The 16,619-nt window shown below is 72.2% G+C and carries 17 protein-coding genes; 12 read left to right on the forward strand and 5 right to left on the reverse strand.

Features of this window, described 5'->3' with window-relative positions:
* Positions 1 to 11: 11 nt before the first annotated feature.
* The 7 genes from AC1VWI_RS29550 (at position 12) to AC1VWI_RS29580 (ending at position 6,445) form a co-directional block, all read left to right on the forward strand.
* Positions 12 to 557, forward strand: coding sequence for a F0F1 ATP synthase subunit B (locus tag AC1VWI_RS29550; RefSeq protein ID WP_018563526.1), 546 nt, complete (start codon positions 12 to 14; stop codon positions 555 to 557).
* A complete protein-coding gene (locus tag AC1VWI_RS29555) occupies positions 554 to 1,369 on the forward strand; it encodes a F0F1 ATP synthase subunit delta (RefSeq protein ID WP_499514037.1) in 816 nt (271 codons plus the stop codon). The genes AC1VWI_RS29550 and AC1VWI_RS29555 overlap by 4 nt, the downstream gene beginning before the upstream one ends.
* Positions 1,370 to 1,458: 89 nt before the next feature.
* Positions 1,459 to 3,030 carry a F0F1 ATP synthase subunit alpha gene (gene atpA / locus AC1VWI_RS29560; RefSeq protein ID WP_499514038.1) on the forward strand — a complete coding sequence of 524 codons (1,572 nt, stop codon included), beginning with the start codon at positions 1,459 to 1,461 and terminating at the stop codon, positions 3,028 to 3,030.
* Between the two features lie 2 nt (positions 3,031 to 3,032).
* The gene (locus tag AC1VWI_RS29565) at positions 3,033 to 3,950 is read left to right on the forward strand and encodes a F0F1 ATP synthase subunit gamma (RefSeq protein ID WP_499514039.1); all 918 of its coding nucleotides are present in this window, start codon (positions 3,033 to 3,035) and stop codon (positions 3,948 to 3,950) included.
* A gap of 2 nt (positions 3,951 to 3,952) precedes the next feature.
* Positions 3,953 to 5,395 (forward strand): F0F1 ATP synthase subunit beta, encoded by a 1,443-nt coding sequence (gene atpD, locus AC1VWI_RS29570; protein ID WP_499514040.1) that lies wholly within the window; start codon positions 3,953 to 3,955, stop codon positions 5,393 to 5,395.
* 123 nt (positions 5,396 to 5,518) lie between these two features.
* The gene (locus AC1VWI_RS29575; RefSeq protein ID WP_499516949.1) at positions 5,519 to 5,899 is read left to right on the forward strand and encodes a F0F1 ATP synthase subunit epsilon; all 381 of its coding nucleotides are present in this window, start codon (positions 5,519 to 5,521) and stop codon (positions 5,897 to 5,899) included.
* Between the two features lie 99 nt (positions 5,900 to 5,998).
* Complete coding sequence (locus AC1VWI_RS29580) at positions 5,999 to 6,445, forward strand: DUF2550 domain-containing protein (RefSeq protein ID WP_499514041.1); 447 nt, start codon at positions 5,999 to 6,001, stop codon at positions 6,443 to 6,445.
* Between the two features lie 46 nt (positions 6,446 to 6,491).
* On the opposite strand, the gene AC1VWI_RS29585 is transcribed toward AC1VWI_RS29580, so the two are convergent.
* Both AC1VWI_RS29585 and AC1VWI_RS29590 read right to left on the reverse strand, forming a co-directional pair.
* Positions 6,492 to 7,142, reverse strand: a complete 651-nt coding sequence (locus tag AC1VWI_RS29585) for a response regulator (RefSeq protein WP_499514042.1) — start codon at positions 7,140 to 7,142, stop codon at positions 6,492 to 6,494.
* Positions 7,139 to 8,341 carry a sensor histidine kinase gene (locus AC1VWI_RS29590; RefSeq protein ID WP_499514043.1) on the reverse strand — a complete coding sequence of 401 codons (1,203 nt, stop codon included), beginning with the start codon at positions 8,339 to 8,341 and terminating at the stop codon, positions 7,139 to 7,141. The genes AC1VWI_RS29585 and AC1VWI_RS29590 overlap by 4 nt, the downstream gene beginning before the upstream one ends.
* Positions 8,342 to 8,474: 133 nt before the next feature.
* On the opposite strand from AC1VWI_RS29590, the gene AC1VWI_RS29595 reads away from it, so the two are divergent.
* Positions 8,475 to 9,026, forward strand: coding sequence for a hypothetical protein (locus AC1VWI_RS29595; RefSeq protein WP_499514044.1), 552 nt, complete (start codon positions 8,475 to 8,477; stop codon positions 9,024 to 9,026).
* A 10-nt stretch (positions 9,027 to 9,036) separates the two neighbouring features.
* Here AC1VWI_RS29595 and AC1VWI_RS29600 read toward each other — a convergent pair whose 3' ends face one another.
* Positions 9,037 to 9,609 (reverse strand): cob(I)yrinic acid a,c-diamide adenosyltransferase, encoded by a 573-nt coding sequence (locus AC1VWI_RS29600; protein WP_499514045.1) that lies wholly within the window; start codon positions 9,607 to 9,609, stop codon positions 9,037 to 9,039.
* Between the two features lie 241 nt (positions 9,610 to 9,850).
* Between AC1VWI_RS29600 and AC1VWI_RS29605 the strand changes: the two genes are divergently transcribed.
* From AC1VWI_RS29605 to AC1VWI_RS29615, 3 genes are all read left to right on the forward strand, one after another.
* Complete coding sequence (locus AC1VWI_RS29605) at positions 9,851 to 10,699, forward strand: 3-hydroxyacyl-CoA dehydrogenase family protein (RefSeq protein WP_499514046.1); 849 nt, start codon at positions 9,851 to 9,853, stop codon at positions 10,697 to 10,699.
* A gap of 189 nt (positions 10,700 to 10,888) precedes the next feature.
* On the forward strand, positions 10,889 to 11,212 hold the full coding sequence (locus AC1VWI_RS29610; RefSeq protein WP_018563514.1) for an STAS domain-containing protein: 324 nt from the start codon (positions 10,889 to 10,891) through the stop codon (positions 11,210 to 11,212).
* A 243-nt stretch (positions 11,213 to 11,455) separates the two neighbouring features.
* Positions 11,456 to 14,017, forward strand: a complete 2,562-nt coding sequence (locus AC1VWI_RS29615) for an ATP-binding protein (RefSeq protein WP_499514047.1) — start codon at positions 11,456 to 11,458, stop codon at positions 14,015 to 14,017.
* Positions 14,018 to 14,105: 88 nt separating this feature from the next.
* Here AC1VWI_RS29615 and nucS read toward each other — a convergent pair whose 3' ends face one another.
* A complete protein-coding gene (gene nucS, locus AC1VWI_RS29620) occupies positions 14,106 to 14,768 on the reverse strand; it encodes an endonuclease NucS (protein WP_499514048.1) in 663 nt (220 codons plus the stop codon).
* Positions 14,769 to 14,954: 186 nt separating this feature from the next.
* On the opposite strand from nucS, the gene AC1VWI_RS29625 reads away from it, so the two are divergent.
* Positions 14,955 to 15,347 carry an SCO5389 family protein gene (locus AC1VWI_RS29625; protein WP_018563511.1) on the forward strand — a complete coding sequence of 131 codons (393 nt, stop codon included), beginning with the start codon at positions 14,955 to 14,957 and terminating at the stop codon, positions 15,345 to 15,347.
* 53 nt (positions 15,348 to 15,400) lie between these two features.
* Here AC1VWI_RS29625 and AC1VWI_RS29630 read toward each other — a convergent pair whose 3' ends face one another.
* Positions 15,401 to 16,426 carry an LLM class flavin-dependent oxidoreductase gene (locus AC1VWI_RS29630; RefSeq protein WP_499514049.1) on the reverse strand — a complete coding sequence of 342 codons (1,026 nt, stop codon included), beginning with the start codon at positions 16,424 to 16,426 and terminating at the stop codon, positions 15,401 to 15,403.
* Positions 16,427 to 16,619 lie beyond the last annotated feature (193 nt).

Raw genomic sequence — 16,619 nt, forward strand, 5'->3', positions numbered from 1 at the left:
AAGGCACTGATGTGAACGCCCTGGCACAGCTGGCGGCCGAGGAGGCGGAGAACCCCCTCATCCCGCCGATCCCAGAGCTCGTCATCGGTCTCATCGCCTTCGCCATCGTCTTCTTCTTCCTCGCCAAGAAGCTCCTCCCGAACATCAACAAGGTTCTGGACGAGCGGCGCGAGGCCATCGAGGGCGGCATGGAGAAGGCCGAGGCCGCACAGGCCGAGGCTCAGCGGACCCTCGAGGAGTACAAGCAGTCGCTCTCCGAGGCCCGCCACGAGGCCGCGCGTCTGCGCCAGGAGGCGCAGGAGCAGGGCGCCGCGCTCATCGCCGAGATGCGTGCGGAAGGCCAGCGGCAGCGTGAGGAGATCATCGCCGCCGGTCACGCCCAGATCGAGGCCGACCGCCGGTCCGCCGCGCACGCCCTGCGCCAGGACGTCGGCAAGCTCGCCACCGACCTGGCCGGCAAGATCGTCGGTGAGTCCCTCGAGGACACCGCCCGCCAGAGCCGCGTGATCGACCGCTTCCTCGACGAGCTCGAGGAGAAGGCCGAGGCCGCGCGATGAACGGAGCGAGCCGCGAGGCACTGGCCACCGCGCGCGAGCGCCTCGACGCGCTGGCGGACAACACGTCCGTCGACGCGGCGAAGCTCGCCGAGGAGCTGGCCGCCGTCACGGGGCTGCTCGACCGCGAGGGTTCGCTGCGCCGCGCCTTGACCGACCCCGCGCAGCCGGGAGAGGCCAAGGCGGGTCTGGCGCAGGCGGTCCTCGGCGGGCAGATCGGCGGCGAGACGTCCGACCTGGTCGCGGGCATGGTCCGCAGCCGCTGGTCGCAGTCGCGTGATCTGACCGACGCGCTGGAGGAGCTGTCCTACGGCGCCGACCTGATCGCCGCGGAGCGTGCGGGCGTCCTCGACGACGTCGAGGACGAGCTGTTCCGCTTCGGCCGCATCGTCTCCGGCAGCAGCGAGCTGCGGGCGGCGCTGACCGACCGTGCCGCGGGGACCCAGGCGAAGGCGGCCCTGCTGCACTCGCTGCTGGGCGGCCGCGCCAACCCGGTCACCGAGCGGATCGTGGTCCGTCTCGTGACCCACCCGCGAGGCCGTAGCCTGGAGGCAGGGATCGACGCCCTGTCCAAGCTGGCGGCGACGCGCCGTAACCGCACGGTTGCGGTCGTGGTCTCGGCGGTTCCGCTGAGCGACCGGCAGAAGCAGCGCCTCGGCGCCGCGCTGGCCACGATCTACGGCCGGCAGGTGCACCTGAACCTCGACGTGGACCCCGCGGTCCGCGGCGGCATCTCGGTTCGGGTCGGCGACGAGGTCATCGACGGGACCATCGCGGACCGCCTCGAAGAGGCGAGTCGGCGGATGGCCGGCTGAACCAGCCACCAACTCAAAGAGCAGTACCAGCGGCCCGAGTTGGGCCGTAGCGAATACTTCGGGCCCAACAAGGAGAGCAGGGAACCCAGATGGCGGAGCTCACGATCCGGCCGGAGGAGATCCGGGACGCGCTGGAGAACTTCGTCCAGTCGTACAAGCCGGACGCGGCCTCGCGCGAGGAGGTCGGAACGGTCAGCCTGGCCGGCGACGGTATCGCCAAGGTCGAGGGTCTGCCCTCGGTCATGGCGAACGAGCTGCTGAAGTTCGAGGACGGCACCCTCGGTCTCGCCCTCAACCTCGAGGAGCGCGAGATCGGTGCGATCGTCCTCGGCGAGTTCAGCGGCATCGAGGAGGGCCAGCCGGTGCAGCGCACCGGTGAGGTGCTCTCCGTCGCGGTCGGCGAAGGATACCTGGGTCGCGTCGTCGACCCGCTCGGCAACCCGATCGACGGCCTCGGCGAGATCGAGACCGACGGCCGCCGCGCCCTGGAGCTCCAGGCTCCCGGCGTCATGGCCCGTAAGTCCGTGCACGAGCCGATGCAGACCGGCCTCAAGGCCGTCGACGCGATGACCCCGATCGGCCGCGGTCAGCGTCAGCTGATCATCGGCGACCGCCAGACCGGCAAGACCGCCCTGGCGATCGACACGATCATCAACCAGCGTGACAACTGGCGTTCCGGCGACCCCAAGAAGCAGGTCCGCTGCATCTACGTCGCCATCGGCCAGAAGGGCTCCACCATCGCCGGCGTGCGCGCCGCGCTGGAGGAGGCCGGCGCCCTGGAGTACACCACGATCGTGGCGGCCCCGGCGTCCGACCCGGCCGGCTTCAAGTACCTGGCCCCGTACACCGGCTCGGCCATCGGCCAGCACTGGATGTACGACGGCAAGCACGTCCTGATCGTCTTCGACGACCTGTCCAAGCAGGCCGACGCCTACCGCGCCGTCTCCCTGCTGCTGCGCCGCCCGCCGGGCCGTGAGGCCTACCCGGGTGACGTCTTCTACCTGCACTCCCGCCTGCTGGAGCGCTGCGCCAAGCTCTCCGACGAGCTGGGCGCCGGCTCGATGACCGGTCTGCCGGTCGTCGAGACCAAGGCCAACGACGTCTCGGCGTTCATCCCGACCAACGTCATCTCCATCACCGACGGCCAGTGCTTCCTGGAGTCCGACCTGTTCAACGCGGGCCAGCGCCCGGCACTGAACGTCGGCATCTCGGTCTCCCGAGTCGGTGGCTCGGCGCAGATCAAGGCCATGAAGTCGGTCGCCGGCCGACTGCGCGTGGACCTCGCCCAGTACCGCGAGCTGGAGGCGTTCGCCGCCTTCGGTTCCGACCTGGACGCGGCCTCCAAGGCGCAGCTGGAGCGCGGCAAGCGCATGGTCGAGCTGCTGAAGCAGGGCCAGTACGCCCCGTTCCCGATCGAGGACCAGGTCGTCTCCATCTGGGCCGGCACCACCGGCAAGCTGGACGACGTGCCCGTCGAGGACATCCGCCGCTTCGAGCGCGAGCTGCTGGACTACCTCCGCCGCGAGAAGAAGGACCTCCTGCTGAGCATCGCCGAGACCGGCAAGCTCGGCGACGACACGGTCGAGGCCCTGACCGACGCGGTCGTGGAGTTCAAGAAGCAGTTCGAGACCTCGGACGGCAAGCTGCTGGGTGAGGGCTGAGCATGGGCGCCCAGCTTCGGGTATACAAGCGCCGCATCAAGTCCGTCACCGCGACCAAGAAGATCACGAAGGCGATGGAGATGATCTCCGCGTCCCGGATCGTCAAGGCCCAGCGCCAGGTCCACGCCTCGTCCCCGTACGCCGACGAACTCACCCGCGCGGTGGCCGCGGTCGCGACCGGTTCGAACACGAACCACCCGCTGACCACGGAGACCGAGAACCCGACGCGCGCCGCGGTGCTGCTCATCACGAGCGACCGCGGTCTGGCCGGCGGCTACTCGTCCAACGCGATCAAGGCCGCCGACCGGCTCACCGAGCAGCTGCGCTCGGAGGGCAAGGAGGTCGTCCACTACATCGTCGGCCGCAAGGGCGTGGCGTACTACGGCTTCCGTGAGCGCGCGATCGAGGACTCGTGGACCGGGTTCACCGACAAGCCGACGTACGCGGACGCCAAGTCGGTCGCCGACCCGCTGATCGAGGTGGTCCTCAAGGACACCGCCGAGGGCGGCGTGGACGAACTGCACATCATCTTCACGGAGTTCGTGTCGATGCTGACGCAGGCGCCGGTGGAGAAGCGGCTGCTGCCGCTCTCGCTCGTCGACGCCACCGGTGGCGAGGCCCGCAAGGAGGGGGAGATCCTCCCCCTGTACGACTTCGAGCCGTCGGCTGAGGGCGTCCTGGACGCACTGCTGCCGCGGTACGTCGAGAGCCGGATCTACAACGCGCTGCTGCAGGGTGCCGCTTCCGAGCACGCCGCCCGCCGCCGCGCGATGAAGTCGGCGACCGACAACGCCGAGGAGCTCATCAAGACGCTCACGCGGCTTGCCAACCAGGCCCGCCAGGCCGAAATCACCCAGGAAATCAGCGAGATCGTCGGTGGCTCCAGCGCCCTGGCCGACGCGTCTGCGGGGAGTGACTAATCATGACCACCACTGTTGAGACGGCCGCTGCCACGGGCCGCGTCGCCCGGGTCATCGGCCCGGTCGTCGACGTGGAGTTCCCCGTCGACGCCATGCCGGAGATCTACAACGCCCTCACCGTCGAGGTCGCCGACCCGGCCGAGGCCGGCAAGAAGAAGACGCTGACCCTCGAGGTCGCCCAGCACCTGGGCGACGGCGTGGTCCGCGCGATCTCGATGCAGCCCACCGACGGTCTGGTCCGCCAGGCCTCGGTGACCGACACGGGCACGGGCATCACCGTCCCCGTCGGCGACTTCACCAAGGGCAAGGTGTTCAACACCCTCGGCGAGGTGCTGAACGTCCCCGAGGAGAACGCCAACGTCGGCGAGCGCTGGACGATCCACCGCAAGGCGCCGAAGTTCGAGGACCTCGAGTCCAAGACCGAGATGTTCGAGACCGGCCTGAAGGTCGTCGACCTGCTGACCCCGTACGTCAAGGGCGGCAAGATCGGTCTGTTCGGCGGCGCCGGTGTCGGCAAGACCGTCCTCATCCAGGAAATGATCATGCGTGTGGCGAAGCTGCACGAGGGCGTTTCCGTCTTCGCCGGCGTCGGCGAGCGCACCCGTGAGGGCAACGACCTGATCCAGGAGATGGAGGAGTCCGGCGTCCTGGACAAGACCGCCCTGGTCTTCGGCCAGATGGACGAGCCCCCGGGCACCCGTCTGCGCGTGGCGCTGGCCGGTCTGACCATGGCGGAGTACTTCCGCGATGTGCAGAAGCAGGACGTGCTGTTCTTCATCGACAACATCTTCCGCTTCACCCAGGCCGGTTCCGAGGTCTCCACGCTGCTCGGCCGCATGCCCTCCGCGGTGGGTTACCAGCCGAACCTCGCGGACGAGATGGGCCTCCTCCAGGAGCGCATCACCTCGACCCGTGGTCACTCGATCACCTCGATGCAGGCGATCTACGTCCCCGCGGACGACCTGACCGACCCGGCGCCGGCGACCACCTTCGCCCACCTGGACGCGACGACCGTTCTGTCCCGTCCGATCTCGGAGAAGGGCATCTACCCGGCGGTGGACCCGCTGGACTCGACGTCCCGCATCCTGGACCCCCGCTACATCGCGGCGGACCACTACGAGTGCGCTATGCGCGTCAAGGGGATCCTGCAGAAGTACAAGGACCTCCAGGACATCATCGCGATCCTCGGTATCGACGAACTGGGCGAGGAGGACAAGCTCACCGTCCACCGCGCCCGCCGCATCGAGCGCTTCCTGTCGCAGAACACCCACGCGGCGAAGCAGTTCACCGGCATCGACGGCTCCGACGTCCCGCTGGACGAGTCGATCTCCGCGTTCAACGCCATCGCCGACGGAAAGTACGACCACTTCCCTGAGCAGGCGTTCTTCATGTGCGGTGGCATCGAGGACCTCGAGCGCAACGCCCGCGAGCTCGGCGTCAGCTGACGCCCGTCGCCTGACGGCTCACCGTGGCAGGGGGCGGACCCTGTGTCCGCCCCCTTGCCGCACCCCCGTTATCCTTTGTTTTATGCACCCGCCGGACGGCGGTGGGTGCCGACCCGAGGAGCCATCTTGGCTGAGCTGCACGTCGAGCTGGTCGCAGCGGACCGCAGTGTCTGGTCCGGCGAGGCCACACTTGTCGTCGCACGCACCGAGTCCGGCGACATCGGCGTCATGCCGAACCACGAGCCGCTGCTGGGCGTGCTCCAGTCCGGTCCGGTGACGATCCGCACCAGCGAGGGCGGCACCGTCGTCGCCGCGGTGCACGGCGGTTTCATCTCCTTCGCGGACAACAAGCTGTCGGTGCTCGCGGAGATCGCCGAGCTCGCCGACGAGATCGACGTCCAGCGTGCGGAGCGGGCTCTGGAGCGTGCGAAGGCCGACGCCGACGCCGCCAGTGAGCGCCGCGCCGAGGTCCGGCTGATCGCCGCGACCAGCGGGTCGCGCTGAGCACCCGGCCCACCGGGCCATGAGCCGCGGGAGGCCCGTGAGGGTGTCCCGCGGCTGCAGTATCCCTATTCGTGACACGGAGCGAGGAGGTCGGTGGGCGTGATCCTCGCTTTTCAGGTGTGCGGGGCCCTGGTGGCGGTGGCGCTGCTGGGGCTGTTCGTCTTCGGGCTGCGGCGCCGGCTGATCCAGCGGCCCGGCGGCACGTTCGACTGCAGCCTGCGGATGCCGCCCACCGGCGCCGGCGAACCCTCCGGCAAGGGCTGGGCGTATGGTGTCGCCCGCTACAGCGGTGACCGGATCGAGTGGTTCCGGGTCTTCTCGTACGCGCCCCGGCCGCGCCGGGTGCTGGAACGCTCCGCCATCGAGGTGCTGCACCGCCGCGTCCCGGAGGGGCAGGAGGAGCTGGCGCTCCTCTCCGACTCCGTCATCCTGGTCTGCGAGCACCGCGGCACCCGTCTGGAACTCGCCATGAGCGACGACGCCCTCACCGGCTTCCTCGCCTGGCTCGAGGCCGCCCCTCCCGGCCAGCGCGTGAACGTGGCCTGACAGTCTTTCCCCCCGCTGGTTGGGGGTCCCCCCGGTCCCGCCGGCCCTAGGGCCGTACGGACAGCCCCCATTCCTGCGCGAGCACCGCGGCCTGCACGCGGCTGCGCAGCTCCAGCTTGGCCAGCATGCGGCTGACGTGCGTCTTCGCCGTGGCCTCCGCCATCTCCAGCCGCGCCGCGATCTCCGCGTTGGACAGGCCCTCGCCCACGCAGACCAGCACCTCCCGCTCCCGTGGCGTCAGCGCGCCGAGCACGGCGTGGTCGGGCGCCGGGCGCGGCCGAGGGCGGGCGAACTCGCCGATCAGCCGGCGGGTCACCGCGGGCGCGATCATCCCCTCGCCGCGGGCCACCAGTCGTACGCCCTCGATCAGCCGGTCCGCCTCGGTGTCCTTCAGCAGGAATCCCGCGGCGCCCGCCCGCAGCGCCCCGAAGACGTACTCGTCCAGGTCGAAGGTGGTGAGGACGAGCACGTCCGCCAGCCGCTCCGCGACGATCTCCCGGGTCGCGGCGACCCCGTCCAGCCTGGGCATCTGGAGGTCCATGAGGATCACGTCCGGGCGCAGCTCACGGGCGACGCGGACCGCGGCCTCCCCGTCGGCGGCCTCGCCGACCACCTCGATGTCCGGCACCGAGCCCAGGATCAGCACCAGCCCCGCCCGTACCGCGGCCTGGTCCTCGGCGACGACCACCCGGATCATGCGTTCCCCTTCATGGGCAGTACCGCCCGTACCCGCCATGTCGTGCCCTCCCGGCCCGCCTCGAAGGTGCCGCCCAGCAGCTCGGCGCGTTCCCGCATCCCGATCAGGCCGCTGCCGGAGCCGGGGGCCCGGGGGTCCGGCCGGTGCCCCGGGCCGCCGATCCGGCAGGGGCTCGCCACGGTCACCGTCAGCGCCTCGGCCTCCTGCTCCAGCATGACGGGCACCTCGCCGGGCGCCGCGTGCTTCAGGACGTTGGTCAAGGACTCCTGCACGATCCGGTAGGCCGCCAGCTCCACCGGCGCGGGCAGCGCGGCGGCGCCCTCGGGGCGCCCGTCGCGCAGTACGAAGGCCGAGTGCGGGGCCGCCGCGCGCATCTGCTCCAGGAGCGCGTCCAGGCCGGCCAGCCGCGGGACGGGGGCCGGTTCCCCGTCCTCGCCCGCCGAGTCGCGCAGCAGCCCGATGAGCCGGCGCATCTCGGACAGGCCCTCGACGCTGTTCTCGCGGATCACCCCCAGCGCCTCGCGGGCCGGGCCCTCGTGGCGGTCCAGGGACAGCGCGGCGGTGGAGTGGATGGCGATCGCGGAGAGGTGGCCCGCCACCATGTCGTGCAGTTCGCGGGCCATCCGGGCCCGCTCGCGGCCCACCGCCTCCCGGCGGTCCAGCTCCGCGAGGAGCGCGGTCTGCTCCGCGCGCAGCCGTTCGTGGGCGGCCTCGTCGCGGTGCCGCCGCACCACCACGCCGGTCCAGGCGGGGGCGACCGAGACCAGGGCACCGACCACACCGATCAGCAGGGACTCGGCGACCGGGTGCACCACCACGGCGGTGGCGGTGAGCGCGGCCGTGCCGAGCACGCTGACGACCGGCACGACCCGGGTCAGCCGCTTCGGCCCGTACAGGACGGCGGCGTACACGAGGTCGGTGAACATCAGCACGGTCACCAGCAGCGAGCCGATCACGAAGTCCGCGCCGAAGGTGAGCGCGCCGAGGACGATCGCGACGCGGGGCGCGGTCCGCCGCAGCAGTTCGCATCCGGCCATGACCACCAGCGGGAGCAGCGGCAGCCAGCGGTGGTCGCCCGCCGGATGGTTCCCGGAGTGGGTGTACAGCCCGAACGCCCACATCGCGAGGCCGCCCGCGAGGCCCGACACGGCGATCAGCACGTCGTCGCGAGGCGGGCGCCGGGCGGCGGTGGTCGTCATGGACCCATCCCAGCACGCGGCGCGGACCGTGCGCGTCGGCCGGTGGTCGGACCCGGCGCGTACACCGAAGGATGCAGCTGGCTCATCAGCGCCGACGACGCGCCCCACGGCGGCCGCGGGGGAGCCTTGCGGCATGTGGGTGACCCTGATCGCCGGGTGCGAGATCGCCTTCTGGGCGCTGCTCGGCGCCGGGCTCGCGGTGCGCTACCTGCTGCGCCGGCCCCGGGCCGGCGCAGCGCTGCTGGTGTGCGTGCCCCTGGTGGACCTGCTGCTGCTGGCCGCGGCGGTGGCCGACCTGCGCGACGGTGGCACGGCCGCCGCCCGGCACGGCCTGGCCGCCGCGTACGTCGGCTTCTCCGCCGGCTACGGCCACGGCGTCGTCCGCTGGGCCGACGCCCGCTTCGCGCACCGCTTCGCGGGGGGCCCCGAGCCGTCGCCGGCACCGAAGTACGGCAGGGCCCGGGCCCTGCGCGAGTGGCGGCTGCTCGGCCGCACCGCGGTGTCCGCCGCGGTCGCGGCCACGCTGCTGCAACTGGCCGTCTGGCTCGTCGCGGACGCCGGACGCACGGCAGCCCTGCGGGAGTGGCAGGTGCGGATGGCGGCGACGGCCGGGATCCACGCGGTCGTCGCGGCGAGCTACACGCTGTGGCCCAAGCGGGGGCCGGCCGCCGCGCCGCGCACCTGAGCGGGCGGGGTCAGCGGTTCTCGCCGGGCACCCACAGCACGTCGCCGACCTCCTTGTTGGCCGTACGGGCCAGGATGAACAGCAGGTCGGACAGCCGGTTGAGGTAGGTGGCGGTGAGCGGGTTCATCGTCCCGCCGTGCTCCTCCAGCGCGGTCCACGTGGACCGCTCGGCGCGGCGGACGACCGTGCACGCCTGGTGGAGCAGCGCGGCGCCCGGGGTGCCGCCCGGCAGGATGAAGCTGCGCAGCTTCTCCAGTTCCTCCAGGAAGCGGTCGCAGTCCGCCTCCAGCCGGTCCACGTAGGTCTGCTCGACGCGCAGCGGCGGGTACTTGGGGTCGGGGACGACGGGCGTCGCGAGGTCGGCGCCGACGTCGAAGAGGTCGTTCTGGACCCGTACGAGGACGGACACGACCTCCTGCGGGAGCGCGCCGAGGGCGATCGCCACACCGATTGCCGCGTTCGCCTCATTGGCGTCCGCGTAGGCCGAGATGCGGCTGTCGGTCTTGGCCGTACGGCTCATGTCGCCGAGGGCGGTGGTGCCGTCGTCCCCGGTCCGCGTGTAGATGCGCGTCAGATTGACCATGTGTCGAGCGTAGTCAGACCGCGCCCGGGGCGCGCCCCGCGACGGGCCCGCGGCGCGGGGAGCGGATGCGGACTCCGGGGGCGGTCCCGGTCAAACTGGACGCGGTGCGCCCGCAACTGGGCGCCGGGGCCCTCAACTGTGCGACGAAGGACACAGGGTGACCCGGCTCTCTTCCTGCTGCGCTCCGCTGTGAAGCGACGTTAAGGTCCCGGCAACAGCATCGAGAAGATAGGTGTGTGCCGTGGCGAAGAAGCTCGCCGTCATCGGAGCCGGCCTGATGGGCTCCGGTATCGCGCAGGTGTCCGCACAGGCGGGTTACGAGGTCGTCCTGCGTGACATCACGGACGAGGCGCTGGCCAGGGGCAAGGGCGGGATCGAGGCGTCCTACGAGAAGTTCGTCGCCAAGGGCAAGCTCACCGCGCAGGACGCGGCCGCCGCGCTCGCGCGCATCACCACCACCACCGACCTGGACGCGGCCGCCGACGCCGACATCGTCGTCGAGGCCGTCTTCGAGAAGATCGAGGTCAAGCAGGAGATCTTCCGCGCGCTGGACAAGATCGCCAAGGCGGACGCGGTGCTGGCCTCCAACACCTCCGCCATCCCGATCACCAAGATCGCGGCGGTGACGGAGCGCCCGGAGAGCGTGGTGGGCACCCACTTCTTCTCGCCGGTCCCGCTCATGCAGCTGTGCGAGCTGGTCCGCGGCTACAAGACCGGCGACGCGACCCTGGCGCGCGCCAAGGCCTTCGCCGAGGAGATCGGCAAGACGACCATCGTCGTCAACCGGGACGTGGCCGGCTTCGTCACCACCCGGCTGATCGCGGCGCTCGTCGTCGAGGCCACCAAGCTCTACGAGTCGGGCGTCGCCACGGCCGAGGACATCGACATCGCCTGCAAGCTCGGTTTCGGCCACGCGATGGGCCCGCTGGCGACCGCCGACCTCACCGGCGTCGACATCCTGCTGCACGCCGCCGACAACATCTACACCGAGTCCCAGGACGAGAAGTTCGCCCCGCCGGAGCTCATGCGGCGCATGGTCGACGCGGGCGCGCTCGGCCGCAAGAGCGGCGAGGGCTTCTACCGCTACTGACGGAGCGTCAACCGGAAGGGCCCGGTCCGGTGCGGATGGCCGGAGGACTGGGCCCCTCGGACCCCTCCTGTCACTCGCAAGGGTGAATTCGGTATCGGTTCGCTCACAGACGGCAACCTCTTCGTACGACGGACCGTCAGTTACGTAGAACCACGGCAGTTCCACCCATTCACTCCACGGGGAGGCGTAATGCACATCAGGGGCGATCACGCCGAGCTGGTCGTCGGGGGCCGCCTCGACGTCCGCACCGCGGCGGACGCCCGCAAGGTCCTGCACAGCGCCGTGGACGGCGGCCACGGCGACCTCGTGCTCGACCTGACCGAACTCGACTCGTGGGACGCGACGGGTCTGGGGGTCATCATGGGGGCGCACCGCCGCTGCGGCCGGGCCGACCGGCGCCTGGTCCTGCGGGGCGTGCCCGCGCAGATGCAGCGCCTGCTGGTCGCCACCCGGCTGCACCGCATCCTGGTCATCGAGGGGGGAATCGCGGCAGAAGCACTGCCGCGGACCTAGCGCACCCACCGGGCGCGCCGATACGGAAGCGGCAACCCCGGACAGATTCGGACGCAAGGGCGGCATCGCCGCCCTGGGCTTCGCACATGCTGCGGGAAGGTTTAGGGTTCGGTTCCGGCGTGCCTCAACCCCGTACGCCGAGGAGGGGAGCCGGACCGGTCCCACGGCGCGACCACGGGCCCGGTGGGGCCCTGCTGCGACGCTTATGGGGGGCGGAGACTAATGGACCCACACGGACCCGACATGACCGGTGACGAGTACGGCGCACAACAGGACTCCACGGGCTTTGCCGACGCGACATCGGCCGGCGGCGCGGAGGACGGCACCGCGCCGACCCCGCGCGTCGGCCGGCCGCCGCGCGACCCGCTCGCCCTCGAGGTCGGGGCGGGAACGGGGGACAGCGACGCGCCACGCGTCGTCGAACTCCTCGTGGGCGACTGCAGGCTGACCCTCAACCCCGTCGACGGCAGCGAGGTCAGCTCCCTCGCCCCCGGCGACCTGCCCGCACCCGTACGGCGCACCGCGGAGGAACGCGCCGCGCTGACCGCCGCCGCCCGGCCGACGGTGCCGCCGGGGCCACGCGCCCCCGAGCTCCCGCTGCTGGAGCGCGAGGAGGAGCGCAAGCGCCTGGTGCGGCTGCTCTCCCGGGGCCGTTCGGTGCGCGTCACCGGGCCCTCCGGCGCCGGCCGCAGCGTGCTGCTCGACGCGGTGGCCCGGGCCTGCGAGGACCTCGCCCCCGACGGCGTGATCCGGCTCTCCGGCTACCGGCGGACCCCCAGCGACCTGCTGCAGGAGCTCTTCGCCACCGTCTACGACACCGAGGACTACCGCCCCGACCGCAGCCGCCTGCTGGAGCTGCTGCGCGACATCGGCGGGGTCGTCGTCCTGGACGACCTGGAGTTCGGCGGCGCCTCCCTGGAGGAACTGCTCGCGGCGGCGCCCGAGTGCGCCTTCCTGGTGTCCGCGACGCCCGACGTGCCGTCCCCCGCAAGCGACTCCCTGGTCGAAGAGGTCTTCCTCCCCGGACTGCCCCGGGTCGCCTGCCTGGAACTGCTGGAGCTCTCCGCGGGTCGCCCCCTGGTGGAGGAGGAGACCGCCTGGGCGGCCGACCTGTGGTTCGAGTCCGAGGGCCTGCCGCTGCGTTTCGTCCAGGCCGGTGCGCTGCTGCGGCAGCGCGACGCGCTCGGGGCGGAGATCCTCGCGGCCGACGAGTCCGTGTGGGGCGACGTGGACGCGACGGACGAACTTTCCGTCGACGCGCCCTTCGGCACCGAGCCGGGCGCGTCGGCCTCGCACGTGCCGCTACCCTCGCTCGCCGAGAGCGCCGCGCCCGCCGCCCTGCTCGCCTCCCGCCTCGGCGCCTCGGCGCAGGAGGCGCTGCGCTTCGCGGTGGCCCTGGGCGGCGAGTGCCCGCACCAGGCGCACCTGCCGGCGCTCGTCGGCGACACCCACGGAGACGCCGCGCTCGGCGAGATCGTGGCCGTCGGGCTCGCCGTCCCCGTCGCGGCGCACCACCGCCTGGCGGCCGGTGTGAGCCGCCAACTGGCCCTGGTGGACGGACTGGCCGCGGAGGCCGCTGCCGAGGGCTCACCGCAGGCGCTGGCCGCTGCCCAGCACTACGCCTGGTGGGCCGGGCACCCCTCCGTCACCCCGAAGCGCGTCGCCGCCGAGGCGGAGGCCATCCTTGGCGCCCTGAGCGCCGCCCGTGACGGCGGGCACACCAGCGCGGCGGTGCTCCTGGCCCGTACGGTGGCGCCCGTCCTTGCGGCCGCCATGCACTGGAGCGCGTGGGAGCGTGCGCTGCGCGTCGGCCAGGAGGCCGCCCGGCTCGCGGGGGAGGTGGCCGAGGAGGCGTACTTCCTCCACGAACTCGGCGTCCTGGCGCTGTGCCTCGGCAACCTGGACCGGGCCCGCAGCGAACTGGAGGCCTCGATAGCCCTGCGCGGCGCCCTCGCGGACCGCCAGGGCACCACGGTGGGGCGCCGCACCCTCGCGCTCGTCGTGGACCGCGCGGGCGGTCCTGTGCCCGGCACGGGCCTCGCCGGCGTCGAGACCCCGGCGGCGGGCACCGACATGTCCGAGGCGCCCACGACGATCATCGGCAAGCGCCTGGCCGCGGCGGCCGCCGCCCCGCGCCGGATCGCCCTCACCGGCTCCCGCCGCAACCTCGTCGCCGTCGGCGCGGGCGCCCTGCTGGCCGCCGTCCTCGGCACCGTCGTCACCCTCGGCACGACGGCCTCCGGCGGTGACCAGAACACACCCATGAACGTCAAGCCGGTCGAGTCCGCCCAGGAGGACGACGCGGACGACGGCTTCCCGGCCGAGGACGCCCCGAGCCCCGGCTCCAGCCGGCGGCCCAGCCCCTCCGCGAGCGGCACCGACGCCGCGACGGCGCCGGGCGCCCCGGCAGGCGGCACTGGCGGCGTCGGGTCCGTTTCCGGTGGCGACTCCGGCGGCACCGACGGCGGGGCCGCCGGGGGTTCCTCGGCGGGCGGTGGCGCGGCCACCGGCGGCGGCTCGGGCGGTGGTTCGCACGGCGGTGGCTCGGGCGGCAACACGAGCGGGGGAGGGAGCACGGGCGGCGGCCACACAGGCGGCACGGGCGACCCGACCGACGGCGGCCCCAGCGGGACCCCGTCGACGACGCCGAGCGACACGGGCTCGCCCACACCCACCCCGAGCGACACGGGCACCGACGGCGGCTCCGAGGACGGCGGCACCTCCGCCAGCGCGAGCGCGCCCGAGAGTTCCAGCATGGGCCCCGATCTGCCCGGCGCTCCTGGCGCCCCCGGCACGATCGCCTGACCGGCGCCCGTCATGGCGCGGCCGCGGTGGTCAGCCGACCGCCGGGCCGCGCCGTGGTGCTTTCCCGCGGCCGCGCTGGGACCTGGCGTCAGAAGAGGCGGAGCTTGTCGTCCTCGATGCCGCGCAGCGCGTCGTAGTCGAGGACGACGCAGTCGATGCCGCGGTCCGTGGCGAGGACGCGCGCCTGCGGCTTGATCTCCTGGGCCGCGAAGACGCCCTTCACGGGCGCCAGCAGGGGGTCCCGGTTGAGGAGTTCGAGGTAGCGGGTGAGCTGCTCGACGCCGTCGATCTCGCCGCGGCGCTTGATCTCGACGGCGACGGTCGTGCCGGACGCGTCCCGGCCCAGGATGTCCACCGGGCCGATGGCCGTCGGGTACTCGCGGCGGACGAGGCTCCAGCCCTCCCCGAGCACCTCCATGCGGTCGGCCAGCAGCTCCTGGAGGTGGGCCTCGACGCCGTCCTTGATCAGGCCGGGGTCGACCCCGAGTTCGTGCGTGGAGTCGTGCAGCACGTCCTCGATGGTGATGATCAGCTGCTCGCCGGCCTTGTTGGTGACCGTCCAGACCCCGTCCTCACCCTCCTTGAGCGTGCAGGGCGGCGACATCCAGTTCAGCGGCTTGTAGGCACGGTCGTCGGCGTGGACGGAGACGCTGCCGTCGGCCTTGACCAGGAGCAGCCTGGTGGCCGACGGCAGATGGGCGGAGAGCCGGCCCGCGTAGTCCACGGAGCAACGGGCGATGACGAGACGCATGGTCGGCAACGTTACTCGCTACCGGGCGCGGTCGGAAAATGGCCTGTTGTGAGCGCTCGCGCCTAGTGTCATGGGACCTCGCCGCCTACGGTTGTGGGTGGAAGCCGTCGCGCGGGAGAACTCTGGGCGGCTTCTCTCCGTAGTCCGTCTGACTCCTCGGACAGGGGGGTCACGAGAGGAGTACTCATGTCGCTCGACGTCTCACCGGCCCTCCTCGAACAGGCCGAGCGAGGCGAGGTCGACGAACGGGAATTCGTCGACTGCGTCCGGACTTCCCTGCCTTACGCATGGGACATGATCAGCTCTCTGGCGGCACAACTCAAGGTGGACGGCGGCGAGTTCGCCGACAACCAGGTACCTCCGCCGGACGAGCACGCACGCGGGCAGCTGCTCCGCGCCCTGGCGAGTGACGCGATACGGGGGGCCCTGCAGCGGCACTTCGGGGTCCGGCTGGCGTTCCAGAACTGCCACCGGGTCGCGGTGTTCCCGCTGGACCCGGCGGTCGACGGGCGTTACGCCACCTTCACCTCCGTACGCGCACAGCTGCTGAACCAGTCCCCGGAGCTGCGGGACTGCTGAACCGGGCAGGGTGCTCCCGCCGTTGGTCGCACCACTGCTCTTTGATGTTTCAATCAGGCCAATTGCGGGAGCACTTCGCTGCCGAGCCGCGCCACGTTCTCCTCGGTGGCCGCGAGATCGCCGGAGCCCTCGACGAGCAGGGCGAAGCGGCTGATGCCGGTCCGCTCGGCGGTGGCCGCCAGCCGGTCGGCGCACAGCGCGGGCGGGCCCACGGGGTGGAGGTCGCAGAGCAGTTCGGTGTAGGCGAGCGGATCGCGCATCGTCCGGGGCCGGCCGTCGACCGTGCGGTGCGCGGCGAGGCCCCGCTGGAGCCAGCCGGGCATCGCCTTGGTGAGGGTCTCCACCGCGTCCGCGCGGCGGTCCGCGATCTGTACCACGCCCGCGGAGACATGTTCCGCCGTGGCCACCATTTCGGGTGAAAGCCCCGCATCGCGCGCCTCGGCCTGCCACATTGCGACCATGGCAGCTTTGTCCTCGTCGCCGCAGTGCATGCCGAGCAGCATCGGCAGACCCCTGCGTGCCGCGAGCCGGACGCTGCCCGGCGAGGTGCAGGCGACGACGACCGGCGGCCCGCCAGGCTCCTCGAACTCGTCCGCCCGCGGCACGACGTCGACCTCGCGGAAGGCGAATCGTTCACCCGAGGCCCCCACGCGCGGCTCCCGGAGCCAGCGCAGCAGCAGGTCCAGCGACTCGGGGAAACCCTTCTCGAAGGCGGCGAGTCCGGCGCCGAAGACCTCCAGGTCCACCCAGGGGCCGCCGCGGCCCACGCCCAGCGTGAAACGGCCGCCCGAGGCGATGTGCAGCAGCGCCGCCTGCTCGCCGAGCGCCACGGGGTGCGCGGTCGGCAGGACACTCACGGCCGTACCGATCCCGATCCGGTGCGTCCTGCCCAGCAACAGCGCGGCGAGCGTCACGGCCGACGGGCACACGCCGTACGGCACGAAGTGGTGCTCCGCCAGCCATACGGAGTCCAGCCCGGCCTTCTCCGCCGCCTCTGCGGACCGCACCGCGCGGTGCAGCGCCTCCCCCGGTCCCTGCCCCGGGAACTGGGCGGCGAGGACGAAAGTACCGACACGCATCGTGCTTCACACCTTCCTCGGTGGCCGACCCGGCTCCCCTACTGGCACTAACGCCTGACACGTGCCAAAGGCACGGTCCGCGCACCGCGATTTCATGATTTTCGCGGTGATGGCCGGAATGGGGGGTTCCCCGACCGGGTACCCGGCACGGTCCGCGCTACGCGTACGCTGGTTGGCGGTCCCGAGTCCCCCG

It is taken from the genome of Streptomyces sp. TOM-9 (assembly GCF_056858595.1).